This is a genomic window from Natronorubrum sediminis, from assembly GCF_900108095.1.
Classification (GTDB): domain Archaea; phylum Halobacteriota; class Halobacteria; order Halobacteriales; family Natrialbaceae; genus Natronorubrum; species Natronorubrum sediminis.
In genome coordinates this window covers 165,026-191,576 of the sequence record NZ_FNWL01000005.1, presented here as the reverse complement: position 1 = coordinate 191,576, position 26,551 = coordinate 165,026, and the positions used below count along the sequence as shown (strand labels likewise).

Here is a 26,551-nt window from a genome sequence, read left to right as displayed (position 1 = left end):
GTGTTCACGATCGGAGAAACGCATTTTGTCCTTCGTGGTGTATGCTATCATATGGTCGCTCAAAGCCAGCGCGACGACGGTACCTGGTGGGAGTGTGAGGACTGCGGACTCCTCTTCGACGATAAATCGGACGCTTCGGAGCACGAAAAGCGGTGTGACGCTTCCGAGCCTACGTACATTCAGTGAATCGGATCCCGCTCCTCCAGACGTTACTCGAGTCGCTCGCGGTGCTCGTCGGCGAGCGATTTAGCCTGCTCGAGCGTGTGCGTCTCTTCCCAGCGAACGGACTCGGCGTCGCCGTAGGCCATGGCCGTCTTCAATTCGTCGCGAAGGACGCCGTGACCCACTGACTGCACCGTCCCCGAGCCATCGCCCAATTCGTAGATTCCCGGTCGATCGGGAACGCTCGAGAGGGTCCCGCGCTCGAGGTCGCGCCACGGTTTCTGTAGCGGCATCGGTTAGTCACCGTCCGGTGTCTCTGCGTCGGCGTGCTCACCGGCCTTCGTGCTTCTCGCCTCGGCGCTCGCGTCGTTTCGTTCGTCCTCGACGTCTTCGACGAGTTCGTACGCGTGCTCGCTCAACTCGTCCTCGGCAAAGACGAACACCCGGCCGTCGACGAGCGAGAGGTCGGCCTCCACGCGAATGGAGTACGCCTCAGTCGAGACTGCCACGCCTGGAAACAGTTCCTCCTCGTCGTCTCCCTCGAGCATGACGCGGCCGACGCCCGTCACCTCGAGGATGTCGTCGTGGGTGTTTCGGTCGTTGACGTAGGTCATCACGCCCTCGATGCCGTCGGGATCGGTGACGAGCACGTGCACTTCCTTGCCGGGCGGCGTTTTGATCGCGTTCTCGACGGGTTTTGGCGGGCCGTGATAGAAGACGTCTCGCCCGTCGAGGTACTCGACTACGACGCCGCCCTCAACGAAATCGACACCGATCGTACTCGGCGCGACGTTGTTGCGTGCACTCATTGGGTGGCTATTCGGTCGGTTCTCGGAAAAACGGTCCGTTCTGTCGTCCGGCACGGAGAGTGATTGGTGTCACTCGCTGATCGTCCTCAGCCGCTCGTGTCCGAATTTGAATACTACTGCACAGCGTCGTCGAGACCGTCAGCCGTAAATAGACGCTTTGAGAGTGTGCGAGTATGGACGGCCGCGCCGTCGCTCCGGCAGCCGGAACGGTTCTGAACGCACTCGCGACCGGAACGGGCTCTGCCTTCGCGATCGACCTCGAGACGACAGCTACCGTCGACCTCACCGACGATGGAGACATCGATGCGGCCATCGCTGGCGAACCCGAGGCCGACACGACGCTCATCGAGCGCTGCGTCGAACTGACGATTGAGGAGTACGCAGAAACTGCGGGCCTCGAGCCATCGACCGTCGGTGCCCGCGTCGAGACCGACAGCGAAGTCCCGATGGCATCCGGACTGAAAAGCTCGAGCGCCGCGGCGAACGCGACCGTGCTCGCGACGCTCGACGCACTCGAGATTGCGGACGCGGTCGAGCGGATTTCGGCGTGTCGAGTCGGTGTTCAGGCCGCACGCGACGCGGGTGTGACGGTTACGGGTGCGTTCGACGACGCCAGCGCGAGCATGCTCGGCGGCGTGACGGTCACTGATAACTCGGCCGAGAAACTCCTCGCCCACGAAGAAATCGACTGGCACGCACTGGTGTACACCCCACCGGTCCAGTCGTTTAGCGCCGACGCCGACGTCACGGCGTGTAAGCAAATTGCACCGATGGCGGACCTCGTCGCCGAACTGGCGCTCGACGGCCGCTACGGCGAGGCGATGACCGTCAACGGCTTCGCGTTCTGCGGTGCACTCGAGTACTCGACGGCACCCATGATCGACGCGCTCCCCGACGTTGCAGGCGTCTCTCTTTCGGGGACGGGCCCGAGTTACGTCGCCGTCGGTGACAGAGAGACGCTCGAGGCGGTCCAGACAGACTGGGCCGAGCGTGACGGAACGACACGGTTACTGCAAACACGAACCGATGGAACACAGGTACGATGACTCGAGAATCTGAGACAGCAACTGACGGTGGAACGGATGCCCGAACGCCCGACGAGATGACCCTCGACGAACTGCGCGAGGAAATTCAATCGATCGATCGCGAGATCGTCGAACTCATCGCCCAACGAACGTACGTTGCGGACACGATAGCACAGGTCAAGGACGAGCAGGGCCTTCCAACGACCGACGAGTCACAAGAACAACAGGTGATGGATCGGGCAGGGACGAACGCGGAACAATTCGACGTCGATGCGAACCTCGTCAAGGCGATTTTCCGACTGTTGATCGAACTGAACAAAGTAGAGCAGCGTGAGAACCGGTAGCAAACGGCACTAATTTTACGGATCTACTACTGTTTCACCTCGCCAACAGCTTCAGCGTTCGGACGCCGAAACACCTACAGTAACACGCAGGTAATACAGGCGTATGTCCGAAGCGGCCACAAACAACGGCGACGACGAGATCGTCACGGTAAACTTCAAAGTCACACGGTCGTTTCTCAACGAGATCGAAGACACGTGGCAAGGACGAGGATTCAACAGTCGGAGCGAATTTATTCGGTATACCTTACGCGATGCCGTCGAACACCCTACGTTCGACCGCGATGAACTCGTTGCGCTCCTCAAAGCTGAAGAAGACGTTCGTGAAGAACGGACGATGAGCGCCGAAGAAGCACGTGAACGATTCGGCACTAGCGACACGAATGAGTGACGACGGGTGGGCGTGGGAACTCGCATCGAAAGCACAGGACGACCTCGATGCACTCAATCCGAACGAGCAGCAACGCATTATCGACAAACTCGACGAAATCGTCGATTCTCCGTGGCGAGACCCACCGGACTATGGCGAACCGCTCCAGAACAGTCCACGCCGTAAGGTACGTATTGGTGAGTTCCGTCTCGCGGTCACGTTCGATCAAGACGAGTACCGAATGGTCGTTGCTCGAATCAAACGTCGTGGAGGCGCGTATACCGCTGACGACGACTGAGTAGATATACCAGAAACCGGTAAAGTAGGCGAAATCTGTAACATCAGTCTAAGACCTGAACAAGGTTGAGCAATGTGAGAATCGGTAGCCCGCGACGAAGATACTGCTACGTCATTCATCAGCAGGTTCGAGCGGGACTCGCTCCACCTCAATGTCTTCGTAGTCTTTCTCCGATGAGAGCACGTTCAACGTCCGTGTTTCTGCAGTTGCGGCGTGGAACGCATCGAACGACGTCATTCCCTCGTCGTAGTAGTTGACGGCCTTCAGAACGATTTGTCGCTCTTCCTCGTTTCGGACAGGGACGAGTTCGAGTAGATTTGCCACGAGTGGTACGTACTCGAACTCGTACCGTTCGCGGGCGAGAAGGAGTTCGAGATAGGAGAAGGCCGACGTTTCTACGTCGTACTCGTTGAGGGCTTCTTCTGCTGATTGCTGCAACCAGTCTGAGTCTTTGGCGAGCGCGAGTAAAAAGTCGGTTTCGACGTAAACCGTCATCTATCGTCCCCTTTCTTGCGGGCCTCAGCTTTCGCTTCTGCTTCGATGTCGGCTCGAACATCGTTGACGGACGCGTCACGTAACTCGCCTGCCGCTTCGCGGACTGCAGCGAGTGGGTCGTCCGCGACCGGAACGAGTTCAATTCTATCCTCGTACGTGACGATGTGGTACTTCTCCCCGTATTTTTCTCGCACATCTTTGGGGATGTACAACCTCCCCTGCCCGTCCGTTTCTGCTGACATAGTTGTGGCTATGGTGCCATAGAAAAAGAATCTTACCACTATAAGAGAACCAATGGTATAGCTATTGGTGTTTTATCTGTTCGCACATTGGATATTGTCTATTTGAACAAGGCCGAGCAGCGTGAGAATAGGTGGCATGAATTTTGAGCGCGTGTATCGCGCGATCCGCAATCAACATTGCTGAGAACACCGCTGTCGCCGAACCGTCCGGTTATTGAGCAGTTGGTTGGTATTGAAGATATGAACCGTGACCGACCACCGACGCCAGCGTTTCCAACGCACGCGAACACAGGCGTTGTCACTGTGTATCCATCTTCGTCTTCACGTGGCTACAGTTATTTACCGAAGAGCGGATTTTCCGGGAGACACAGCCCATAAGCCACAAGAGACGATATCTCTGATCAGATGAAGTACGTCGAAAAATACCAGTCGGTGTTTGTTCTGGTCGCCATCGTTGGTGGATTGGTGCTCGGACAAGTGACTGGTGTCCCTACCGTCGCAGATCAACTGATTCTGCCGTTTTTGATGGTGATGCTGTTTGCAGCGTTCACTGGGATTCCACTTTCACGACTCCGGTCGGCGTTCAGAAACCGGCGTGTCGTCGGGTCGAGCCTCCTGATTAACTTCATCTGGAGTCCATTGTTAGCCGTTGGTTTGGGGGCCCTTTTCCTTCGCGACCATCCGGCACTGTGGGTTGGTCTCATCATGTTGATGGTCACGCCATGTACGGACTGGTATCTCATCTTCACCGATATCGCCGATGGGGACGTTCCACTAGCGACCTCCGTTCTCCCGTATAATCTCGTCCTCCAACTGATTTTGCTTCCGATCTACCTGTACGCATTCGCAGGAGAACTGATTGCGTTGCCGTTGGATATCTTACTAGAGAGCGTCTTACTCGTCCTCGTCGTGCCACTCGTCTTCGGTGGGACTGCCCGTATTGGATTGGTTCGGACAAAGGGACAACAGTGGTTCACACAACGGTTTCTTCCAAAACTCAGTCCGATCCAGATCGTCTTCTTGAGCCTCGCTATCGGGGCGATGTTCGCCTCACAGGGCGAAGTTATCCTTGCAAACCCCGGACTGCTCGCACTGCTTGCTGTTCCCGTGATCGCCTTCTATGCAATTACCCTCGGGATCGGTTTCGGCGTGGGTCGCTTGTTGTCGTTCTCCTACGAAGAAATGGTCTGCTTCAACAACACCATCCTCTCACGAAACTCCCCGACAGCGCTTGCGATTGCGGTTGTCGCGTTTCCACACGAACCACTCATTCCACTGGCACTGGTCATCGGGCCGCTGTTAGAGCTCCCACTCTTAGGAATTATCGCCCAAATTCACATCGGGATCAAAAATCGGGAGTGGTGGCCGTTCGATCCCGCTGTCTTGTGTAGCAGAGGATGACGCGTGATCACTATCCGTACCCACTGATCGGAGAGCGCAAACTATCAGATAGTGGAATGGTATTCTGCGTGTAGTGACCGTCACTCACCGATGGCCTGCTCGAGCGCCGCGATTTCCTCGTTCGTAAGGCCGTACAGGTCGTACAAACTGTCTTCGATACCGTGATCGATTCGCTCGATTTGGTACTCGAGTGTTTCGGCGGCCGACTTCGTCTGCCGGAACTGCTCGAGGCCGGTTTCGACGTCCCCGACAGCGGGGAGGGTGAGCGCGTTCAGTCGGTCGATCAGCGAGTTCGTCTTCGTCGCCGTTTCTCGGACGTTGGCGAATCCGCCGGCTTCCTCGAGCGCCACTGGGACGAACTCTCGGACCAGCACCCGGGTCACGTCGTCGAGGCCGACGAACGTAATCGCCGGCTCGAGCGCTGTTTCCGTGTACCCCCAGCGGTCGGTGTCGAACGCCGCGTCGTCGTCAGGTTTGTACCTCGCGCTCAGGTAAATGGTCAGCGTCGACTCGTCTTCCTCGATATCGACGGAGCCGAATCGAAGCCCGTCTCGGGTCGCCGTCGTTTCGGAAAGGATCGAGTCGGCGATGCCGGCCGGCGGCTGGTACTCGGGCAGTTCCTCGAGCGCGTTCCCGTCGTCGTACCGACCGAGATAGTCGCGCAGGCGCAGGTTCAGTTCGCGAAATTGCGCCGTGTACTGTTGGCGACGGTCAACCGCGCCACAGACGACTTCGTACAGGTCTCGCGGCCGTGCTCGTTCGAGGGGCAACGACTCGGTTTCTCCTGTCGCGTACGCCTCGAGATCGGTGAGACGGTCGGCCGAAAGCGAGTCGATGGCCCCGTCGAACTCGAGTGATGGCACGGGAAACGGGTTGAGGTAGGCGGTTTTCATCCGGACATACCCGCCACGAAGGTCGGTGCCGGCGTGAGCCAAGAACGCGCTCAACAGATCCGAGTTGAGCAACGCGGTGAGAAACCGCCTGTCGTACGCCTCGGATTGAATGCCGTAGACGGTGTCCAGAATCGCGCGGCCGTCCGTATCGATCGCTGCCGTCCCCTCGTCGACCACGTCGGGGACGACGACTTTGGCTTCCCGGGCCCGACGCATATTCTGTGGCCGACCGAACTGATACCACTCCGGCGTGTCGCGGTACCGGCCACTCTCCCTGTCCTCGAGCGTCTCTCGCACCTCACGCAGATACGACCAGGCCTCGGGGAACTCCGTCTCGAGCGTCTCCTTCGAGTACAGTTCGACGCCCGCCTCGGTCGTCTCGTATGGGAACAGCAGTACGCGATCCCGATCGAATGCGTACCGATCGATATCCGACCCCTTGAGCGCTGGTTCGAGCAGTTCCTCTTCGATAGCGACGGCTCGCTCGAGTTCGCTCGAGTAGTAGCCCTCCTCGGTTCGCTCGAGCAGGTACACCGGATCAGCGTTCGTGCCGATTCCTTTGAAAACGCTCGCGATATCGTCGAGCGTCGGATTCTCGGATAGTCGATCGAAGAGTGCACCGACGGGGCCGATGTCGAACGACCACGGATTACCGTCGAGCGTTTCGTGGTCGACCGTGCCGTTTTGCCACTCACTGTCGTCGTCGGGGAGTGGCGTCTCCCCTTCGGATGCGGGCGCCACTAACTGCCAGATATCGACACCTTGCGTCTCGTCGCCGTTCGCCAAAAGCACGCAGGAGTAGGTCGTGATGCCGTCGAACAACTGGTAGGAGCCGAAGTCGACGAGTTGCTCGAGGCCGCCTCGCTCGCCGATGTACGATCGGAGGGATTCGCCCGCCTGAGACGTGAGCCACTTGTTCGGGACGATGTACCCGAACTCGCCGTCGTCGGCGAGTAACTCGAGTCCGTGTTCGATAAAACAGAGATAGCTGTCGAACTCCCCGCTCGAGGCGGCCTCGTACTGCGTTCCGTAATAGTTCCAAAGGTCGACATCGGCCCGCTTGAGTGTGATGCTCCTGACCCACGGCGGATTGCCGATGACGGCGTCGAATCCGCCGGACTCGCGTTCGGCTCCCGAGTCGGTGTAGAAGACTTCGGGGTACTCGAGTCGCCAGTGGAAGTACCGGTCGCGAGCGGCCCACTCCTGTGCTGTCCGGAACCACTCCGTTCCCTCCAGGTCGGCCCAGCGGGAGTCGTCCTCGAGCGCCCTGGCCATCCGCTCGTACGCTCCGTCCGGGACCGACAGGCCAACGTCGGCCGCCGTCTGGACGTGTGCCATCGCTTCGAGTCGCTGGCGAAGTTTGTTCCGCTCGAACTCGTCGTACTTGGCTTCCATCTGCTTGACGTCGGCGAGGTCTCGGTTCTCGATGGCGATGAAGTCCTGATAGATGTGGAGTAACTGTTCGATCGTCCCCTTTCGTGCGATGCCGAAGTCGGCTAACGTGGCGTTTTGACCATCGCCCGGGCCCGCTGACTCCAGTCCCTCGATCGACTCGATGTCGCTTCCGACCAGTGAGTTCCCGGCCTTCAGGTGGTGGTCGAGAAACGCCAGTGGCTGCTCCGCAGCGAGCGTTCGGAGCCACAGCGACACCTTCGCCAACTCGACGGCGAGCGGGTTGAGATCGACGCCGTAGATACACCGCTGGGCGACCTGCCGGCGCGCCCAGTTGATGTCGTGGTCGTCGTCGACCGTCTCGAGGCCGTCCTGGCCCGCCTGGCGCTCCTGGGCGTCGACGATCTCTCGAGCGAGATAGTCGACGGCGTTCGTCAGGAAGTGCCCGCTGCCCATTGCGGGATCGAGGACGTTCAGTTCGAACACCCGTTCGGCGAACTCGTCGGCAAAGCCTCGATTGCCTCCGTGCGGGCTCTGGCCGACGAGGTCCCGACGAATCTCCGCGACGAGGGGCTCGAGTGTCTCCTCGACGATGTACTCGACGACCGGTTCAGGGGTGTAGTACGATCCCGTCGATTTGCGCTCGCCGCTGTCGGTCGAGAGGTACACCTCGCCCGCAGCGACGGCGATTTCCTCGGCTGGGGCGTCCGCCTCGGCGACGACGTACTCGCCGTCCTCGAGGGCCATCGGTTCGTCGGCAATCGAGAGTTGGTACTCGAGCAACCCCTCGTAGATGCTGCCGAGATGGCGAACGTCGAGCGAGGAGTAGTCGACGAAGGTCTTCCCGTCGCCCTCGGTTGCCTCGCTTCGCGTGAGCAGATCGATGACGGTCGCGAGGTGCTCATCGCCGATGGAGTTCGCCGCGAGGAATCGGGCTTCCGGACTATCGGTCTCGTCCGGATCGGTGCGAAACAGGCCACCGTTGTACGCCGGCACGGAGAGCTCTCCGGGGGGAATTCCCTGCGATTCGCTACCCCGATCGACGAGCGCGAACAGGTCAGCTAGCCGCGACTCGAGCGTGTTTTGCCAGCTGTGATACGTGTTCGTCGCCCCGTCGAGTTCGGCGGCCACGGTCTGTTTGAGCGAGTGGAGGCTGTACGATCGTTCGTAAATCTCGTTGGACGTATCGAGTAGGTCGCGGCCGTCGCTCTCCGCGTAGAGGACGAATATCAGGCGATACAGATAGATGAGCGAGCTGTCGTGGACGAGTTCGAGGTCCGCCTCGCCGACGTCGTTTTCGGGATACTCGAGGTAGCCCGCTGCGAGGACCGTAATCGCCTCGTAGATGTTGTCCTGGAGGTCCGCACCGAGTTCCTGCGCGAAGACGCTCGATTCTGCGTAGACGTCGTCGAGAAACCGGTCGCCGCGGCCGTCCGCACGGAATGCCTCGTGGCGGAAGAAGAGGTAGAAGTACTTGAAGTCCGAAAGATCGCCGCACTCGAGGAGCGTCGGGAGGTCGATCTCGTAGTAGGAGTCGAGTCGGTGGCTCGTCGGCCCGTAGTAGAGTCGCCACGTCTTTCCGTCGGTGAGGACGGCCCACTCGGCCGGCGTCTCCTGTAAGTAGACGTGGATCTGGTAGCTCGGATTCTCGAAATCCCGCCGGTGGTCGCCGCTGCCGCGGGTGTCGAGTGGCCGACCCCAGCGTTTGGCGTCTGCGACTGCGAGCGCGTTCGCGTAGAAATCTCCCCCTTCCGCTCGTCGATCGTACGCGTCTCGAGCGGTTTCTTCGGTGTCGAAGAACGCGTAGTCAGGGCGTCTCCGGGTCCGATCCGTCTTCGCTTCGACCTCGAATGGAATCCCCAGCAGTCGAAAGATCGGCCGGATGAACGTCTCCTCGAGTTGCGATTCGTTGCGTTTCGGGGCCGTCGCTCGCTCGCGTTCCCACAGGTCGGAGACGGCGTCGAACGCGGCTTGCAACTCGTCGTCGTCGACGTCACGCCACGCGTCGGTTTTGGGGAGTTGTTCGTCGAGGTAGTGATTCGAAAACAGATCGCGATTCGTTCGATAGGGACGTGTTGGCTGCATATTACGCAGGAGAGTGAACTGTCACGATGAAGCCAACGGACCCACATAGTCTTTCTCGTCTCCTCCCCGTTCCCGCGCGCTTTCGTACTCGTTTTTCTCGTACTCTCTTTCGCTCAGATCTCGTTCGACGGGAGCTCTTCCGCCGGTCGGTTGGGTCCGGACGACGGGAGTTCGAGGACGGCCGCCGTCTCCTCGTAGCTCGGCGCTCGAGCGAGCGTTTCGTAGTTGCTGTACCGGGTGCTCGTGTACTCGTCGTAGGCACCAGCCTCGAACGATCGTCGTAACTCGAGACAGTGATCGCGAATCGAGCGCTCGGGCTCGAAGCCGAGTTCGGTCCGAATCTTCTCGAATTCGACGCGGTAACTTCGCTCGTCGGTGTGGTTGTCGTGGTACTCGATCGACGCGTCGGGGAAACAGTCGGCCACGATGGTCGCGAGTTCGTCGATACGGTAATTTTGCTGGTTCGAGCCGACGTTGTACACCGTGTCGGCGACGGCGTCGAGCGGAGCGTTCAGGCACGTCACGTACGCTCGAGCGGCGTCTTCGACGTGGACATTCGGGCGATACTGCTCGCCGCCGAAGACGGGTATCGTCTCCGTGGTGTAGGCCTTTGCTGGCAGAATGTTACCGACGAGGTCGAATCGCATCCGCGGCGACTGTCCGTAGACCGTCGCCATTCGGAGGATCGTCGGCGAAAAGTTCTCGTCGGCGAGGTCGCGGAGCACACGTTCGGATTGGATCTTCAGGCGCGCGTACAACGAGACGGGGTTCAGCGCTGACTCCTCGGACAACCGTCCCGTGGCAGCGCTGGCACGTCCGTAGACGCTACACGTCGACGCGAAGACGAATCGATCGATGCCGTGGTACTTACACAGCGACGCGAGCAGTTGCGTCGAGTGGAGATTGTACTCGAGGGTCTTCTTCGGCGAAATTTCTGAGGCCGGATCGCCGACGATTCCGCCGAGATGCACGACGGCGTCGACGCCGTCGATCGCCGAGAGTACCGTCTCGACCGATCGTGCGTCGTCTCGAACGACCGAACACCGTTCGGAGTCGACGAGATCGACGATGCCAGCGTCGCCGTACATCATCGGATCGAGGATCCGGACGTGGAATCCGTCCGCGAGAAGTTGTCGGCACAGAACCGAGCCGAGGTAGCCCGCGCCACCGACGACGAGTACCGTTTCGACCCCGTTGGATTCGTGTTCGACCGGCTGTGATCGATTCTTCGCCTCGCCAACGATCGTGACGTCGACCACTCGCTCGTCGTCGTCGATGACGGGAGCGACAGTCGGTCGGGTCTGATACGCACGTTCGTCGGTGTTATCGGTGTCTCCGTACGGGCGTGTCGTTCCGTCCGACTCGACGACGACCGGCGACGTATCCACGACGGTAGACAGCTCGGCGTCTGGCGAAACGCCCTCGAACAACTGCCGTCTCAGTCGGGTCGCTGTCGCGGTCCCGACGAGTCGGTGTTCGTCGTCGACGAGTACGATACCCCCTGATTCAGATCGTTCGATCCGTCCGATCGCCTCACGGATCGATAGACGCGAATCGGCTGTGACTGGCCATTTCATGATTACAAATCGGCTCCAACTGCCCCGTATCGTCGACCGCGAAGCCGACGACGGGCGGCTTACCCACTCAAACCGGCGGACACCCCTTTGTTATGAATCGATTGGGCGACTCGAGGGAGGTCACTGACCGAACACGCTCGAGACAGCGGTAAACACGGGGTACACATACTGACGATGGTGAAAATCAATCAGATGACAGTGTCTACTCGGTTTTCGTTAGACGCTTACTCGAGGCCGGCTGCGACACCCTCGACGATGCGATCGATCTCGTGGGATTCCAGATCCGGGTGCATCGGAAGCGAGAGTACTCGGCTCGTAATCTCCTCCGTTATCGGGAGCGTTCCCGCCTCGTACCCGTATTCCTCGCGGTAGGCTTCGGTGAGGTGGACGCCGGGATCCCAGTACACCTTCGATGCGATTCCCCGACGGTCTAGGGCGTCGATAATGGATTTTCGGTCGATTTCCGGCTCGAGTGTCACCGTGTATAGCTGATAGACGTGCCGACCGTATCCGCCGGCAGTGTGTGGCTCGACGCCCTCGAGCGCACGTAGCTGTTCGGAGAGTTGCGCCGCGACGGCACGACGATTCGAGATGTGCGTCTCGACTCGCTCGAGTTGGGAACAGCCGATACTCGCAACGAGATCGGACATACGAATATTCGTCCCGAGGGCCGTGTACTCGCCGCTGCTGGCCGAGTCGAAGTAATCCGACGACGACCGACCGTGCGACCGAAACTGCTCGAGTCGTCGTGCGACGGCGTCGTCGTCGGTGACGACCGCGCCGCCTTCACCCGTGGGCAGGACCTTGTTCTGACAGAAGCTAAACACCCCTGCGTCGCCGATCGTTCCCAGCGTTCGTCCGCGATAGTCGCCACCGAACGCCTCGGCAGCGTCCTCGATCAGCGGCACCTCGAGCTCCGCTGCAATGTCCGCCAACGGATCGACGTCGCAGGCTGCACCGAAGGGATGGATCGGTAAGAGCGCCGCCGTGTCGTCCGTTACCTGCGTCTCGACGTGCTCGGGATCGAGTCCGTACGTCCGTCGGTCGATATCGGCAAACACCGGCGTCGCCCCGACGAGACGGACCGCATTCGCCGTCGCGATGAACGTAAACGACGGGACGATCACTTCGTCGCCCTCGCCGATTCCGTACGCCTTCAACGCGGCGACCAACGCAGTCGTCCCCGAGTTGACCGTCACTGCGTGCTCGACGCCGAGGTACTCCTCGAGTCCACGTTCGAACGCGTCGATGTACGGTCCGTTTGCCCAGTACGCACCTCTCGAGATCGAGTCAACCGCATTCGAGATATCGGTCTCGTCCCACGGAATTTCGAACAACGGAATCTCGTCGCTCATCGACCGATCGTTCACGAAACTATGGATTAAGTAGCCGTCTACTACCCACAGCGAAATCACCCCCTTCTACTCGGCCGTTCTACATGTTTTCGGGTGCGCACTCGTCCGATAGCCGATCGAACCGATCACATCGCACTCCGTGAATGACACAACAGCGCCACAGTCTCACATCGCGGGACGTTCCTCAGGCATTTTGTCCCCCGTTACCGTAACCGTCGCGTATGTACGACGCGATTTTGCTCCCTACCGACGGGCGGCCAAACACCGACCGAGCGATCGAGGAGGCACTCGAGTTGGCAGCCGTCCACGACGCAACGCTCCACGTGCTCTACGTCATCAACTCCGCCGAAATCGCGCCAGGAATCGACTTCGAGGACCTCGAGACGATCGGCACGGACGCCGTCGATCACGTTGCAACTCTCGCCGCGGACAACGGCCTCGACGACGTTCGAACGACGGTCACACACGGCCTTCGTGCGCGGTCGATCCTCGAGTACGCGTCGGAGCACGAAGTCGACCTCCTCGTCATGGGTCGACACCGCGGCCTCGAGCGACTTCGCCGACCGAGTCTCACGAAACAAGTCGCGCCGGATGCATCCGTGCCGGTCCTCATCGTTGGCTAGGGAAAATAATAGCGAGATAAATAACTGACCCAGAATGTCATCAAAATATACTTATATCGAATCGGACCATACGATGGTATGGACGATTGTCCCCGCAGAGCGCTACTCGGTGGGATCGGAGCGGCAGTCGCGGCGACGACCGCTGGCTGCCTCTCGCTGACTGACGATTCAGCCCCCTCAGATGGCGGCTCTGACGACGATGTCGACGTCGACGTCGAGACGTTGTTCGAATACGTACCGGACGCCTTCGACACCGAAATAACACTCACGGCCGCAGACATCGACCGACTCGAGACGGCAGACACGCCGGACGGATACGGCCTCGCGTTCGGCCTCGGAACCGCCGCGCTACAAGAGTGGGGCGGCGACGCCGAGGCCGTCTCGAGTGGCATCGTCGTCGAAGACGCAGACGACTTTTCGGTTCCGCTTACCGTCATCTCCCTCGAGGACGGTGATCTCGATACGCTCGACCTCGAGACGGACGTCTCCCTCGAGTCGAAAGACCACGATAGCGGAGTCTCTTACGAGTACGCCACGCACGGCGACAGCGACGACGCCGTCGCCGTCGTCGACGACGTTGCCCTCTTTGCCGAGTCGGAGTCGACCATCGACGCTGCACTCGAGACCGTCGGTGACGACGAACCGACGCTACTCGACGAAGAGCCTGCACTGAGCGAGGGTCTCGACTACATTTCCGATGCCGACACGAGAACGGCCATCACGGACGTAGACGACGAGGTGCCAGAATTCGACCTCGATGGCGACGACATCGACTACGTAGCGTTTGCGACGACCGTCGTCGATGCCGACACGCTCGAGCACACGTACGTGTACGGATTAGCGTCCGAATCGTTGGTCACCGACGAGATCGTTTCCGCTTTCGAAGACGAACTGGCACAGGAACCGGCACATCTCGGAGACGAGCCGACGATCGAAACGGACGACAACGTCGTGACGCTCTCCTGGACGACCGACCTCGAGGCACAACGGCAGGCCGAAGATCACGACAGTCCGAGCGGACTACAGGTCGAATCGTTCGATCCCGACGACGAGTACGTCCACGTTCGGTTCACGAGCGGCGATCCAACACCCGTCGATGAACTGACGATCGAACTCGAGGACGAGGAGTACGACGACGAAATCTGGGCAGACGGTCAAACCGAGGTCGGCGAGGACGACACGATTCGCTTCGAAATGGACGTCCTCGAGCCGAATCTTTCCGTAACGGTCTCTCACGAAGGCGACGGCTTTGGATCCTCGTTTGGGACGACGATCTTCAACAACTTCATCTTCGACCTCCAGTACGACGCGGATGCTGAAACGATGACGATTCGCTACGAGGACGAGTACGCACTCGACGGGGACAAACTCGTCGTCGGCGTGTACGACGACGAACTCAACTTCGACAGCGAAGACGACCCGGTTACGTCCGAAACGCCGTGGGAGGGAGACACGCTCGAGGAGGGTGCCGAGGTCACACTCGACTCGATCGAACCCGGCCAGACCGTCGTCGTCGGCTGGGAAGAACCAACGATCGAGAACTCCCTCGCCCAACGAACGGTCCAGCCGCCGGGCGTGCCTCTGATCGAGTACGAGTACGAGGCGAACAGGCTCACCGTCGAACTGACGTTCGAAGACGACGAATCCGAGCCAGCGGACGACTACGAACTTCGGATCGACGACGAACCCGCATCGACCCAGTGGAGCGACGACGGTGACACGGTCTCCGACGGATCGACGCTCACATTGGACGACGTGGAAACCGGTGCGCAGATCGGTGTTTTCTGGGACGAAGACTTCCGTATCGGTGGCAGCTCTGCGGTACCGAACGTCGATATCCTCGCCGAAATCGACGGCGATTCCCTCGTTCTCGAGTACGAAGACGGCCCATCACTCCCCGTTTCGTCACTCGAGATCGACGTCTTCGCGGACGGCGAGACGACCGAAATCGACCTCGAGGAGGAAGTCGACGAGACGTTCGAGGAAGGCGAGCGTGTCACGCTGATGGAAAACGTCGAAACAGAACAGATGACGCCGTCGGTCTCGCTGCGCTACGACGGCAACGTGATCGGATCGGCGTTCCCGGACGTCTAACGGCCCAACGCCCGAGATAACTGCCGTCGTGATTGTAGTTAGCGTTCTCGAGCCCAGTCCAGCGATTTCTCGGCACCGCGCGAGACGATCACAAGCCGGTGACGGTAACTGATCTTCGTGAGTTGTCGGCGCTCGCTTGCGCATTCGTCATGCTGTCGACGGAAAATCCATGACCGCCTACAGACCGACAGTTCAAAACGACAAACAACGCGGTTCGTCGCGACGTCGCCGACGCGATCAGATTTGCACACCGTACCGCCGAACACAGCAAAAATCGATGGTTGTGGCACAACGGTTACAGATCGGTTCGGGGAACGACGACGACGGGGACCGGTGATCGCTCGAGCAGTCGCTGGACGACCGAACCAGTAGTCGCGAGACCTGCTGACTGGTCGTCGTTCGGAGAGAGGAGCAGTTCGTTTGCGTCGGCCGTCGCTACCGTCTCGAGAAGCGACGAGGCAGGGTCGTCAACATCCGTTAACAGGGTCGTCTGTACGTCACCGACTGCTGGGAGTCTAACGGCTGCGACGTTCAGTGCCTCCTGTGCGTCTCGTGTTGCGTGTGTCTCTTCACCGGGAGCGAGACCAACGACTGTAACGGTATCGTCGGACGTCGCTCGTTCGGCGAGGTAATCACAGCACGCTGCCATTTCGTGAACACCCATCGTCACGATCAAATAGTGCATGCCAGAGCCACTCGTTCGGCCGCCGAATAGCTGTCTTCTTGGGCAAGGATATCACGGCCAGGCTCGTCCCAGTTTCCGAGCGGATTTTCCAACTCGGAAAATCCACTCGTGAAACTATTAGTGAACGGGAGAAAGTCATAGGTGATGAAATGCACCGTCGCTAGCTGGTGTTGTTTCATCACGCATGTCATCCAGACATCGCCACATCGCTGACTTGGGTTCGAGTCGATAGCCAGTTGGGTCCCCGCCCCATCTCGGTTCGACTCACCCTGCCTCAGCGCGGTCCCCACTTTCGCTTCGGCTCGAGGTGTGCGCTGTCTCTTCAACGTCGTAGCCAACTGATCCACCGACCGCAGTGACAACACTCGACTCAGTGACGACCGTACAGCGAGTACATGATCGCGACGAGCCCGCACAATCGGCTCACGTTCTCGAGAAACACCGTCACGACCTGTCCCGGGCTCGTGAGCGTCGTCACGACGACGTTGATTACGAACGGAAAGAGCGTCAACAACAGTAACCCAGTAGCGAGATAGAGCATCGACGGCGTCCCGTTTCGACGGTAGCCTCGGTAGGCCTGATACGCGATGATCGTCCCGAGAAGTGCGACGAGAAAGAGACTGGCGATAGTCAGCAGTTCGAACAGGGGTGCTTCGTCGACTCGAACGACGTCCTGGCTCATCGCATCCCCTCCCACATCCGGGTGAATTTGTCGGCAACGTCCTCTTCGCGATACGTGATCTCGAGTTCGAACGAGCCGTCTTCGAGGGTGAGTTCGAGGTGCTCGAGGTTCGCACTGTAGACGCTGTAGTGATTACCATCGGGTGCGAGTTCGGTTTCCTCGGAGACGAGTTGGCACTCCTCGAGGCGGTCGAGTCGGCGATAGATCGTCGGCAGGGATGCATCACACCGCTCACTCAGGGTACTGGCAGACATGGGTTCGATGCTCGTATGGGTGAGGATTTTACGTGCGTACTCGTCGTCGAGCACCGCGAGTACTGTCGAAAGATCGGTATCCTCACTCACTGGTAGCTGATCGTTCTGGCAACAATATGAAAAACAGTCCGATTTTTCTGAACGAGAGAACACGCATTCGACAGTCAAAGTATCCGTTCGCCGGCACAGCGCTACGATAGCCCCCACCGTCTCAACAGCAGCGAAATTTCGAGTTTGTATATCGTCATATGGTTTACCGCCCACGACTCACGCAAGGGTATCGAGCCAGTCGATCATCCGTTGTCGAAGCCGTCGCTCCCCCGCTCGAGTAAATCGATGACCTTCGCCAGCGAACGCGTCGAGCAGCACGTCCGTCTCGAGACGACATACTGCGTCGATACTGTGTTCGATACCGACCGAGTCGTCCGCTCTCCCGTGGAAAATCGCGACGGGGACCGAGAGGCCGTCCACGACAGCACCGAATCGGTGTCGCTCGAGGTCGTCGAAGAACCGACCGTCGATTCGATCACCCGTTTCGAACTCGAGGACGCCGCCGCGCTCGACCGACGATCGGTAGCTGTCGAACGCCTCGTTGGCCGTTACGGGCGCTCGCGTCACGAGTGCCTCGATTCGTTCGTCGTCAATTGCCGCGTGGAACGCGACTTTGCCGCCGAAACTCGAGCCAAAGCAGACGTACGACGGAATATCGAAGTAGTCGACGACCGCCCGAAGATCCGCGAGTTTCGAACTGAGCGTTTGCTCGAGAAACGTTCCGTCCGACTCGCCACAGCCGCGAAAGTCGAATCTAACGGCGTTGTACCCGTGCTCGAGGGCGTAGCGACATCGCTGTTCGTAGCTCCCAGATTTGTCGCTCAGAAAGCCGTGACAGAAAACGATCCAGTCGGTTCCGGTCGTTTCGTGGTGGACGGCGGCGACCGATTCGTCGTTCGCGACGGGAATTCGGTGCGTCGTCTCGGACATTGTCTCACTGTTCGTCGGTACCACCGTAGTCGTTGCCCCGCTATCCACTCGGTAGCCAGCACAGCGTTTACCGTGAGGGGAGTACAGTATCCCAGTATGGCGACGACCCATCGATGTACCTGTGGGGCGCTCCTCCAGTTCAACCAGGACCTCGAGAAGGAATCCGCCGGCGTCTCCCCGACGTGGAAGTGCCGGGAGTGTGGAACGCCAGTTCCCGGAATGACAGCCGAACGAATTCGCCATCAACACCCCTCGTAGGCACCGCTGGGCTTCAAGCACCCCACCGTCCGCACTCCTGCAAGCACGAGTGGTTTTCGGTCGTCTCATCTACGGGTCGATACCGTGACCCAGTACAATCGACGGCAACTGCTCGAGTTCACCGGAATCGCGGCAGTCGGAACGACGACGGCACTCGCCGGGTGCAGTGACAACGAGGGTGAAGAGGAACCGAATCAGGAAGACGACCAGGAGAACGATCAGGCCGAACACCCCGACGAAGTCGACGACGAAGACGGCGGTGGTGCAGGCGGCTCGAGCGAGGCTGAAGAGCCGACCGGTGGCCACCCAGACGACTCAGACGACTCAGACGACTCAGACGACGAAAACGGTGTCGAGTGAGGCGGCTACAGCGCTACTCGCTACTCACTCGCGAATGTTATCCATGGTCTTTGCGACATCTTCGGCCTGAATGTCGCTGTACGCCTCGTGAGTCGTCTCGATGGACGCGTGTCGCAGCGCTTTCTGTGCCAGTTCCGAGTGGCCTTTTTCGTAGAGTTCGGCACCGAGTGCTCGCCGAGCCCCATGGGGTTGGAGATAGTCGGCGTCGCCCTCGAGTTCGATGCCTGCCTCGTTCGTGAGTTGTTTGAGGATCTGGCGACCCGCTTCTTTGGTGATCGACGGGGGTGAGACCCCCGCTTCGCGACAGATTGCGTCGATGTCGCTGCCGGACTCGGGACGCTCGCCGGTCGCCTCCTCGACGGCGGCGTACTTGCTCGCAGCGTGTCCGGTCGGAAACAGTGGCCAGTCGTCGATCGGCGGGTCCTGTACGCGCTCGAGGCGCTCGAGGGCGTTGCGAGCGGCTTTCGTGAGTCCGACGGGTTCGCGGTCGCGGGACTTGCCCAGAACCTCGAGACGGCCGCGTTCGAGATCGACGTCGGCCCATCGCAACCCCTCCCGTTCGTCGTCGGTCGTGTCGCGGAACATTTCGGCCCCGCGAAGCCCGAGTTCGGCGAGGAGGACGACGATCGTTCGGTCGCGATAGGCGCGCTCGACCGTTACATCGATGGTCTCCTCGCGAGCCATGCGGACACGTTCGTCGGCGTACTCGAGGAGTCGCTCGCGTTGTGTGGGCTCCCAGAACTGCGTCTCTCGGGACGGCCTGTCTTCAGGAAGGAACTCCTCGGCACTCTCGGTCGCTGCGGGGTTTGTGTCCAGTTGTTCGTCGCGGACGCAAAACGAGAGAAACGCTCTCACGTACGCGAAGTACGTGTTGGCGGTCGAGCCGGCAATCTCACCGTCGATATAGTGCTCGCGAAGTTCGAGTCCGAACTCTCGACAGTCATTCGAGTTCAGGTCGCCGACGTATTCGACATCCTCTCGAGTGCAGAACGTGGCGAACGACTCGAGGACGGGTTTCATCGTCGATCGACTGCCGCCCGACTCGAGTTTTTTCTCGAGGTAGCGCTCAACGGCCTCGTGGACGGTCGTACCCCTGGGGTTTTCGCCTGGCATGATCTTTGCTGTGGGGGAGGGCGCCGACCCAGGTAAATCTACTTGGTCAAACTGGCATTTAGCAAAGTGAATGTGGTTATCTCTGATTCCGCCGGTTTTCGCCTCGAGAGCCATTGAGAAAAGGAGACCCTGATTAATGAATCCTATACTGCTATATGAAATATCGTCGTTCGGGAAGTATACTGGTCGCCGTGAAACGGGCCGTGATGGCTCAGAGGACGAGTCGAGGCCGAGCAGTTTACTCACCGTTGAACGAGTCGCCTGCGTAGATGGCATCGCTCCGCTCAAAGGTTTCTCGCTCAATCCAGCGACGACGAACGGAAAAAGCAGTCTGATCGGGAATATCTTCAAAGCGCCTTTTGACGGACTTCAAAAGTTCGTACTCGCTGATACCGCCTGTAATATACGCTCGTTCGTACTTGCAATGATTAGACTGTCGAGTTGATAATACTCAGCGTCGGTTAAGTAATACTCTTACACACAGTTAGAAAAGTGATGTTCGTATGCCAGTCGATAACAATCAGTACGAGTACTGTCCGAGGACAGTCGAGAACACTGTTCGATCGCTCGACCGCCGTCCGCTCCTCAAAGGCCTCGGCGCGTTAGGTGTCGCTTCCATCGTCAGTTCACAGGCAGCGGTTGCAGGGAACGACGACTCGTCGTTCGAGTTGCGTGAGGCGACAATCGGTGACATTCACAGTGCGATGAAATCGGGAGAAGTGACGGCTGTATCACTCGTCGGTCAGTATTTGAAACGAATAGACGCATACGACCACGTGTTACGGTCGATTATCACGGTCAACGCTGACGCTCGAGAACGCGCCCGAGAGTTAGATCGGCAGTTTGAATCGGGTGGTTTCGCCGGTCCGCTTCACGGGGTTCCAATTATTCTCAAGGATAATCAGGACACGCACGATATGCCGACGACGGCGGGTTCGAAGGCGTTGGCGGACTCGGTTCCGCCCCGAGACGCGTTTCTTGTCAAAGCCCTTCGCGATGCCGGCGGGATCATCCTCGCGAAGGCGAATCTGCACGAATTCTCCTACGGAGTCGATACGCTCAGCTCAATGGGCGGTGAAACGCGAAATGCGTACTCATCCGATCGCCGACCGTCGGGTTCGAGTGGAGGGACTGCAGCGGCAATCGCTGCAAATCTCGGAGCGATCGGCACAGGCTCGGACACGTGTTCGTCGAACCGATCGCCGCCAGCATTCAACAATCTGGTCGGCCTTCGACCGACCGTCGGGTTGATTAGTCGAACAGGTATCGTTCCGCTGAGCGAAACTCAAGACACCGCCGGGCCGATCACTCGAACGGTCGCGGATTCAGCACGGATGATGGACGTCATGGTGGGGTACGATCCGGGGGATCCGGTCACGGCAACGGGTGTCGAACACGTTCCCGAATCGGGTTACGTTTCTCACCTCGATCCGGACGGGCTCGAGGGTGCCCGAATCGGCGTCGTTCGAGCGTTTTTCGGCCGACAAGAAGTCGAGAGCGTGCCGAAAGCGGCGGCCGACACCATTACCGAAATTATAGATCGAGAAATTGACGAGATGAAAGCGGCAGGAGCTGAAATCGTGGATCCGGTCGACATGATCGAGACGGAATTTGTAGCCGACGCCCGCGTTACCGAACATGAGTTCAAACGGGATTTCGATCGATATCTAGCGGAGTTAGGAGATGCGGCACCGTACAGTTCGCTCGAAGCGGTCGTCGACTCGAGCGAGGTTGCCCCCGAAGTGAAAGAGCGAATCCTAGACCAGGGTGCACTCGACATCAATGCAGAGGGGTTAGATGAGAACGTTGACTACCTCCAACGGCTACAAAAGCGGAAGGTGATCAGAGAGTACACGCTACAGCAAATGGCCGAACACGACCTCGATGCGCTACTCTATCCACCATCGACGGTGCCGCCAGTTCCGATGTCTGAGAACCAACCGTTCGAGGAGCTACCGTGTGAATTAGCCGCGCACACCGGGTTTCCTGCGATCGCGCTCCCAGCGGGTTTCACCCCCGACGGGTTGCCCGTCGGTCTCGAACTCCTCGGGCGATCGTTCGCCGAACCGAAGCTCTTCGAACTCGCGTACTCCTACGAACAGCACACACAGCATCGACGACCACCGACCGATTTTCCGCCAGTAAAACACGCGAAATAACAGAACACAGCCCGTACCCACACCCGTCCCAGTAGAGCGATTACTCGATACGGATCTGAAAGTGGGCCTCGCGCGTCGACCCGTCGATATGAATACGGCCGTCAGATACCTCCGTCCCATCGATCTGTCGCACTGCCGATTGGAGGCGAGTCGGGTCTACGACCGCACTGACCGCATCCGAACCGCCCAATTCGCCCACATCGGCAAAGTACCGCTCCGCGGTCCCGTTGACGCCGATACGTACATAAAAGAGATTTCGCGACTCGGCATACCGTATCTCGTCCGGATTCATGCCAAACCGTTGAAGCGCATCCCGAACCTGTTCTGTTGCGTGTTCAACGTTCATACGGCCATGTGAGCACCATATCAAATAAATCTATATTCTACGATGAAAGTAGTTTGGACATATATGTCATTATTATTATATTCTGAGAATCATCGTTAGAATCGCGTTCCTGCTAACGAGAGACACAACGTACGCGGCGCGTCAAGGAACTAACCGGACGTGAGCCCGTCTGATCCGTCAGTTCCAGCGTCTGAAGCGGCCGTGGTCTCTCCGACCGATACCGCTTCGACCGTTTCGATCGCGTGGCCGGTTTCGACGAAGTGTTCGACGGCGGATTTGGATTGGTCGAATCGCGCGATGCCGGGTTGGGTTTGCCAGTCGCAGTGAAGACAGTATTTCATTCGGATCGATTACTCGTGGTTCGACTGCCACTGTTCTTTACAGGACTGTTCACAGAAAGTGAACAATTTCGGATCACGGTCTTTGTCGATCACTGCAGGGTGCCACTCGTCCGTCTCAATTTCGTCTCCGCAGTAGTGACACCGCGAATCGGACGTGGATCGTTGATCGAGACTCATGAGTGAATGTCGTCTCTCGATCTGATTAGTCCGTGCTGATCGACTCGGCCTGGGGCGTCGTTCGTGGCGTTCGGACCGAGACGTCGATAGCGCCATCGGCGGAGACCGTAACGTCACAGCCCGCGTATTCGAACGCTATCGTCCCGCTGGATCGAGACGCCCCACCGTTCGTCGGTTCGAAGAGGGAATCCAGGCTCTCCGGATTGATCGCGTTGAAGATCGGCTCGAGTTCACAGGGATCCGTGTCTGTCGCGTCTGCAACTGCGGACACGACGCGCTGGCTTACTGGCGCGGAGTCTGGTAGCGTGAGATTGGAGGAAGTCATTACACTAGCCTAAAGCGGCCCCCGCCGGGTAGGTATTACGAGTATCAGGCTATCCCCCTGTCGAACGCGTTGCTATCATTCTAGCACCGGGGCCTACGTGTCATCGTAGAGCATCGAGAGGAACTTCTGCTCGCTCGAGCGAAGGTGTCGACTCATCGTCGGCTGGGCGATTCCGAGCGTCTCTGCCAACTCTTTCGAGTCCGTCTCCCGAGGCCACTCGAAGTATCCAGCGTAGTACGCCGTCTCGAGGACCTCCTCTTGACGTTCGGTCAACCGATCGTGAAGCTCCGCCTCGAACTCCTCTGGTGCCATCACCGGTTCGTCGAACTCTCGGCGTGCAACGAGTTCGACATCGTCGAACCACTCTTCGAGCAACGCATCGTAAGAGCGCGGATCGGCGCTTCGTGGGATTCGGATCACCAGTCGAGCCGAGTCGCCGGACGCCTGTGCCTCGCACACGATACTGCCGCGTTGGAGGAGTTGTGCCCAGATCGTCGACCGCTCGAGGCGTGACTCAAACAGACGGTCGTCAGTTCGATCGGTAACCAGTCGCGAATCGAGGACCTGTGGCTGGTTCGACAGCCACTCGAGGATATCGTCTGGCTCCGGTTCGTCGGCCGTAAAGAACATTGTCACTGTCCCGTCGCGGCGCTCGACGAGGTTCTCGAGTTCGAACGAGCCGTCCGAATCGAGACCCAGCCCGAGCAGTGACTCGCCGAAGTTGGTTACTTCGAAGGCCAATTCGACCGATCGGTCGCTCGTGAACGCCTGTTTTCGCTCGTCGGCGTTGAGTGCGTATCCGATCGTCTCGCCGAGTTCCTTCAGTACGGTGACTTCCATCTGTTCGAAGACGTCCTCTTCCGCGGCGTACAGGTTGATCACACCGTAGAAGGTATCCTGATGGACGACCGGAACGCCGATCGTTGCTCGGTAGCCGCGTTCGATTGCCGCCTGTCGCCACGGTTCGAACGGCGGATCCTGATAGATCGAGTTCTGGACCTGTGGTGAACGGGTGTCGACGACTCGGTCGATCAGTCCGTGATCGAATCCGTCGTTGTCAGTACCTTCGAACTCGTCGAGAAACCCATTTTCCCCGCCGCTCGTCGCCTGGGAGACGATCTCAGCGTCCGTCTGATCCACAGAACCGAACCACGCGAACTGGTACGGTTCAGACGCTGCGAGTCGGGTGCAGACTTCAGAGAGAATTTCCTTCCGACTGCTCGCCTGCGTAAGCGCTTTCGTCAGATCTCGAATGACGGTGTTGATCCGTCGAACGCGATCGATCGAGGCCGTTTTGTCTGCAAGTTGGTCTCGTTGTTCACGCAGCGATTCCTCTCTGTCGACTCGCTCGAGCGACGAATACGCGTTTCCAACCAGGATGTTCGCGCTGTCGACGGTCGACTCGTCGAACGCATTCGTCTCAGTTGCACCGGCGACAAACACGCCGTACGAGCCGAGCGGTTGAACGTATACACTCCGAAGGGGCGTCTCGTCGCGCTCGACGTCCGGTTCCGACTCCAGGTCGGGGATTAGGGTTCGCTCCTGGGTAACGAACGCGTTCCACGGCACCGACCGTTCGGAGGCAAATAGCTGCTCTTCGTCGGACAGTCCGTCGACATCGGACGTCCACGCGCACGGAACGAGTTGCCCATCGTCGGCGTCGTACAGTTCGATCGAGGCGATCGGGTGATCGAATATCGCTTGTGCTGCGTCGACAGTTCGTTGACAGATGTCTTGGAACGACTCCGCATTGGTAAGATCCTGTGCGAGGCGGTTCAATTCGGTGAGTCGAATCTCGCGTCGTTGTTGCTCGGAGACGTCGCGAAAGATGCCGCTGAAGTACGTTGTTTCGTCTCGAGTGAAGTCACTCAGCGAGATGCTCAACGGAATCGTCTCTCCACTTCGACACACTCCTTGCAGGCGAATATCACCCCAGTCCGTCGATCGGTCTCCGGTCGTGAGATACTGGTCGAACCGCTCGAGCAACGTTTCGGCATCGTCCTCGGACAACAGTACCGAGATGGACTCACCGATCACGTTCTCCGGTTCGTACCCGAAAATCGATTCGACGGCGGGATTTGCGTATTGAATCGTGCTGTCTGCAGATAGAATAATAATTGCATCTCGAGCGCAGTTGGCTACCGCCTCGAAATGTGTATTCGGGTCGAACGATCGGTCCATCATGGACCGAGATTCGACGACGGTCGCCTTGGGCCTTTACCGACAGTGACAGACCCATGACAGTCCAGTCGTCGAACCGTTTCGCGTATCCTACCGTGAGTTACACGTTTCTTTCCGCAGGCTCGAGATCGAAACACAGATTTAGGGTTGTGGAGGAGTAGCGTACACGTAGATGAACCGCGGTATCGAGACGACTGTCGAACGAATTCGTCACGAGAGCCGCGAACGACGGGAACCGGCGGAGGGACGCCAATATGAATTCGCTCTACACCACCAAGCGGATGGAGTGATCGAGGGATGAGCACGGACGGGAACCGCGTCACGATCGCCGACGCAGTCGACGCCTATCTCCAGCGAAAAGCCGTCGGCGACCCCGACGGCCCCGGTGCGGGAACGTACGCGTCGAACGCGGAGTCGATACTTCGCCGCTGGGCCGAATGGCTCGAGCACACCCACGACGTCACGACGTTTGCGACGCTGGACGAAACGGCTCTCCGGGCGTACGCGACAGAGCTTCGCACACGTACTGATCGTGGCGAGTACACGGCTTCGACGGCGAGTACGTACTACGCCGTCGTCCGCGCGTTCTGTTCGTGGTGTGTCCGTGGGGGGATCATCGAGGCAAATCCAGCCGCCAGCGAGCGAGCAGAATCCGCACTCCCCACCGCTGAGTCGACGGCGAACTCCGAATTTTGGTCGCCGACGCAGCGACGGCGACTCGTGACGACCATCCGCGAGCGCGCACTCGAGGCGACCAGCACGGAATCCAGCGACGCTGAACGACGCAATCGTCTCCGAGAGTACGCGATCGTCGCATTGCTGGCGCACTCAGACGTCCGGGGCTCAGAACTATTTCGCGTTCCCGACGACGAGCGACGCAGCGGGGCGACCTGGGACGACGTCGACTTCTACACGGGAACGATTCGGGTCCTCGGAAAATCCCAGCGACTCGAGGAGGTGCCGCTTCCGGCCCCGGCCCGAACGCCGCTGCGGCGCTACCGCGTCGTGCTCGATCCGCCGTCGAACGAGTGGCCGTTGTTTCCGACTCGTCACGCGCCGTCGATCGCCGCGCAAGTGCGAACGACGCTCGCCGAGCGTGGCCACACGGACGAAGAGATCGACGCGATGTTCGCGGACGCGACGTCGGTCGAACTCGCCCGCGAACGCGACATCGCGCCGCCGGCGATCACGACCGAAGGTGCGCGTTCGGTCCTCAAACGCCTCTGTGCGGAAGCGAACGTCGACGTCGACGGCGAGTACCTCACGCCTCGAGGCGTGCGTGGCAACGTCGACGACACCGACAGCCAGTTCAGACGCGAGGCGTCGACGACGAAGTCCACGTTACGCGCGTCCATCTTCGAACGGACGATCGCCGTTCCCGAGTCCCAGCCGGTCATCGACGTGGACTCGAGCGAGCGAGACGACTAATTGGGTACTGCCGTCACTCCCGTTTCTCTTTTCGACGAGTGACCGGCGAGAGCGGAAAACGTCACGACGCAGTGCTCGGATTCACTACCCGGTACCAAC

At 59.3% G+C, this 26,551-nt stretch carries 29 protein-coding genes; 12 read left to right on the top strand and 17 right to left on the bottom strand.

Annotation, left to right across the window (positions count from 1 at the left end; genetic code table 11):
- The first annotated feature begins 51 nt into the window (after window positions 1-51).
- A complete protein-coding gene (locus BLW62_RS19140; protein WP_281246658.1) occupies window positions 52-186 on the top strand; it encodes a DUF7128 family protein in 135 nt (44 codons plus the stop codon).
- A 23-nt stretch (window positions 187-209) separates the two neighbouring features.
- On the opposite strand, the gene BLW62_RS17285 is transcribed toward BLW62_RS19140, so the two are convergent.
- Window positions 210-455, bottom strand: coding sequence for a DUF7508 domain-containing protein (locus tag BLW62_RS17285; RefSeq protein WP_090508278.1), 246 nt, complete (start codon window positions 453-455; stop codon window positions 210-212).
- Between the two features lie 3 nt (window positions 456-458).
- Window positions 459-971: a DUF5796 family protein gene (locus tag BLW62_RS17280; protein WP_090508277.1), complete on the bottom strand. Its 513-nt coding sequence runs from the start codon at window positions 969-971 to the stop codon at window positions 459-461.
- Between the two features lie 173 nt (window positions 972-1,144).
- Between BLW62_RS17280 and BLW62_RS17275 the strand changes: the two genes are divergently transcribed.
- The 4 genes from BLW62_RS17275 (at window position 1,145) to BLW62_RS17260 (ending at window position 3,005) form a co-directional block, all read left to right on the top strand.
- On the top strand, window positions 1,145-2,017 hold the full coding sequence (locus BLW62_RS17275) for a shikimate kinase (protein ID WP_090508276.1): 873 nt from the start codon (window positions 1,145-1,147) through the stop codon (window positions 2,015-2,017).
- The gene (locus tag BLW62_RS17270) at window positions 2,014-2,340 is read left to right on the top strand and encodes a chorismate mutase (RefSeq protein WP_076583435.1); all 327 of its coding nucleotides are present in this window, start codon (window positions 2,014-2,016) and stop codon (window positions 2,338-2,340) included. Before BLW62_RS17275 ends, BLW62_RS17270 begins: the two co-directional genes overlap by 4 nt.
- Before the next feature lie 103 nt (window positions 2,341-2,443).
- A complete protein-coding gene (locus BLW62_RS17265) occupies window positions 2,444-2,728 on the top strand; it encodes a ribbon-helix-helix domain-containing protein (protein ID WP_090508275.1) in 285 nt (94 codons plus the stop codon).
- Window positions 2,721-3,005 (top strand): type II toxin-antitoxin system RelE family toxin, encoded by a 285-nt coding sequence (locus BLW62_RS17260; RefSeq protein WP_090508274.1) that lies wholly within the window; start codon window positions 2,721-2,723, stop codon window positions 3,003-3,005. Before BLW62_RS17265 ends, BLW62_RS17260 begins: the two co-directional genes overlap by 8 nt.
- A gap of 111 nt (window positions 3,006-3,116) precedes the next feature.
- Here the strand turns inward: BLW62_RS17260 and BLW62_RS17255 are convergent, their stop codons facing one another.
- Both BLW62_RS17255 and BLW62_RS17250 read right to left on the bottom strand, forming a co-directional pair.
- The gene (locus tag BLW62_RS17255; protein ID WP_090508273.1) at window positions 3,117-3,500 is read right to left on the bottom strand and encodes a PIN domain-containing protein; all 384 of its coding nucleotides are present in this window, start codon (window positions 3,498-3,500) and stop codon (window positions 3,117-3,119) included.
- Window positions 3,497-3,742 (bottom strand): hypothetical protein, encoded by a 246-nt coding sequence (locus BLW62_RS17250; RefSeq protein WP_090508272.1) that lies wholly within the window; start codon window positions 3,740-3,742, stop codon window positions 3,497-3,499. The genes BLW62_RS17255 and BLW62_RS17250 overlap by 4 nt, the downstream gene beginning before the upstream one ends.
- Window positions 3,743-4,147: 405 nt before the next feature.
- Here BLW62_RS17250 and BLW62_RS17245 point away from each other — a divergent pair, with 405 nt between their 5' ends.
- Entirely contained in the window at window positions 4,148-5,143 is a 996-nt protein-coding gene (locus tag BLW62_RS17245) for an arsenic resistance protein (protein ID WP_090508271.1), read from the top strand.
- An 80-nt stretch (window positions 5,144-5,223) separates the two neighbouring features.
- Here BLW62_RS17245 and BLW62_RS17240 read toward each other — a convergent pair whose 3' ends face one another.
- The 3 genes from BLW62_RS17240 to BLW62_RS17230 all read right to left on the bottom strand — a co-directional run bounded on the left by BLW62_RS17240 (window position 5,224) and on the right by BLW62_RS17230 (window position 12,445).
- Window positions 5,224-9,513 (bottom strand): Eco57I restriction-modification methylase domain-containing protein, encoded by a 4,290-nt coding sequence (locus BLW62_RS17240; protein WP_090508270.1) that lies wholly within the window; start codon window positions 9,511-9,513, stop codon window positions 5,224-5,226.
- 113 nt (window positions 9,514-9,626) lie between these two features.
- Window positions 9,627-11,090, bottom strand: a complete 1,464-nt coding sequence (locus BLW62_RS17235) for an NAD-dependent epimerase/dehydratase family protein (RefSeq protein WP_090508269.1) — start codon at window positions 11,088-11,090, stop codon at window positions 9,627-9,629.
- A 224-nt stretch (window positions 11,091-11,314) separates the two neighbouring features.
- Window positions 11,315-12,445, bottom strand: coding sequence for a DegT/DnrJ/EryC1/StrS family aminotransferase (locus tag BLW62_RS17230; protein WP_090508268.1), 1,131 nt, complete (start codon window positions 12,443-12,445; stop codon window positions 11,315-11,317).
- A 221-nt stretch (window positions 12,446-12,666) separates the two neighbouring features.
- Between BLW62_RS17230 and BLW62_RS17225 the strand changes: the two genes are divergently transcribed.
- Together BLW62_RS17225 and BLW62_RS17220 are read left to right on the top strand one after the other, a co-directional pair.
- Window positions 12,667-13,068, top strand: coding sequence for a universal stress protein (locus BLW62_RS17225; RefSeq protein ID WP_090508267.1), 402 nt, complete (start codon window positions 12,667-12,669; stop codon window positions 13,066-13,068).
- Window positions 13,069-13,146: 78 nt separating this feature from the next.
- Window positions 13,147-15,162: a hypothetical protein gene (locus BLW62_RS17220; protein WP_090508266.1), complete on the top strand. Its 2,016-nt coding sequence runs from the start codon at window positions 13,147-13,149 to the stop codon at window positions 15,160-15,162.
- A 295-nt stretch (window positions 15,163-15,457) separates the two neighbouring features.
- Here BLW62_RS17220 and BLW62_RS17215 read toward each other — a convergent pair whose 3' ends face one another.
- From BLW62_RS17215 to BLW62_RS17195, 4 genes are all read right to left on the bottom strand, one after another.
- On the bottom strand, window positions 15,458-15,847 hold the full coding sequence (locus BLW62_RS17215; RefSeq protein WP_090508265.1) for a universal stress protein: 390 nt from the start codon (window positions 15,845-15,847) through the stop codon (window positions 15,458-15,460).
- A gap of 370 nt (window positions 15,848-16,217) precedes the next feature.
- On the bottom strand, window positions 16,218-16,529 hold the full coding sequence (locus tag BLW62_RS17205) for a DUF7521 family protein (protein WP_090508263.1): 312 nt from the start codon (window positions 16,527-16,529) through the stop codon (window positions 16,218-16,220).
- Window positions 16,526-16,873, bottom strand: coding sequence for an ArsR/SmtB family transcription factor (locus tag BLW62_RS17200; protein ID WP_090508262.1), 348 nt, complete (start codon window positions 16,871-16,873; stop codon window positions 16,526-16,528). Before BLW62_RS17200 ends, BLW62_RS17205 begins: the two co-directional genes overlap by 4 nt.
- 177 nt (window positions 16,874-17,050) lie before the next feature.
- Window positions 17,051-17,764, bottom strand: coding sequence for an alpha/beta hydrolase family protein (locus BLW62_RS17195; protein WP_090508261.1), 714 nt, complete (start codon window positions 17,762-17,764; stop codon window positions 17,051-17,053).
- Window positions 17,765-17,860: 96 nt separating this feature from the next.
- On the opposite strand from BLW62_RS17195, the gene BLW62_RS18855 reads away from it, so the two are divergent.
- Both BLW62_RS18855 and BLW62_RS17190 read left to right on the top strand, forming a co-directional pair.
- Window positions 17,861-18,022, top strand: coding sequence for a hypothetical protein (locus BLW62_RS18855; RefSeq protein WP_175459792.1), 162 nt, complete (start codon window positions 17,861-17,863; stop codon window positions 18,020-18,022).
- Window positions 18,023-18,106: 84 nt separating this feature from the next.
- A complete protein-coding gene (locus tag BLW62_RS17190; RefSeq protein WP_090508260.1) occupies window positions 18,107-18,382 on the top strand; it encodes a hypothetical protein in 276 nt (91 codons plus the stop codon).
- A gap of 24 nt (window positions 18,383-18,406) precedes the next feature.
- On the opposite strand, the gene BLW62_RS17185 is transcribed toward BLW62_RS17190, so the two are convergent.
- On the bottom strand, window positions 18,407-19,495 hold the full coding sequence (locus tag BLW62_RS17185) for a tyrosine-type recombinase/integrase (protein ID WP_175459791.1): 1,089 nt from the start codon (window positions 19,493-19,495) through the stop codon (window positions 18,407-18,409).
- A gap of 503 nt (window positions 19,496-19,998) precedes the next feature.
- Between BLW62_RS17185 and BLW62_RS17180 the strand changes: the two genes are divergently transcribed.
- A complete protein-coding gene (locus BLW62_RS17180; RefSeq protein WP_090508259.1) occupies window positions 19,999-21,654 on the top strand; it encodes an amidase family protein in 1,656 nt (551 codons plus the stop codon).
- Window positions 21,655-21,694: 40 nt separating this feature from the next.
- Here the strand turns inward: BLW62_RS17180 and BLW62_RS17175 are convergent, their stop codons facing one another.
- From BLW62_RS17175 to BLW62_RS17160, 5 genes are all read right to left on the bottom strand, one after another.
- Window positions 21,695-22,000, bottom strand: coding sequence for a DUF952 domain-containing protein (locus BLW62_RS17175; protein ID WP_139305426.1), 306 nt, complete (start codon window positions 21,998-22,000; stop codon window positions 21,695-21,697).
- Window positions 22,001-22,149: 149 nt separating this feature from the next.
- On the bottom strand, window positions 22,150-22,341 hold the full coding sequence (locus BLW62_RS17170) for a hypothetical protein (protein ID WP_090508257.1): 192 nt from the start codon (window positions 22,339-22,341) through the stop codon (window positions 22,150-22,152).
- A gap of 9 nt (window positions 22,342-22,350) precedes the next feature.
- A complete protein-coding gene (locus tag BLW62_RS19300) occupies window positions 22,351-22,518 on the bottom strand; it encodes a DUF7576 family protein (RefSeq protein WP_449289559.1) in 168 nt (55 codons plus the stop codon).
- A gap of 25 nt (window positions 22,519-22,543) precedes the next feature.
- Entirely contained in the window at window positions 22,544-22,843 is a 300-nt protein-coding gene (locus BLW62_RS17165) for a DdfA family disk-determining factor (protein ID WP_090508256.1), read from the bottom strand.
- A gap of 93 nt (window positions 22,844-22,936) precedes the next feature.
- A complete protein-coding gene (locus BLW62_RS17160; protein ID WP_090508255.1) occupies window positions 22,937-25,027 on the bottom strand; it encodes a bacterio-opsin activator domain-containing protein in 2,091 nt (696 codons plus the stop codon).
- Window positions 25,028-25,321: 294 nt separating this feature from the next.
- Between BLW62_RS17160 and BLW62_RS17155 the strand changes: the two genes are divergently transcribed.
- Entirely contained in the window at window positions 25,322-26,452 is a 1,131-nt protein-coding gene (locus BLW62_RS17155) for a tyrosine-type recombinase/integrase (RefSeq protein WP_090508254.1), read from the top strand.
- The last annotated feature ends 99 nt before the right edge of the window (window positions 26,453-26,551 follow it).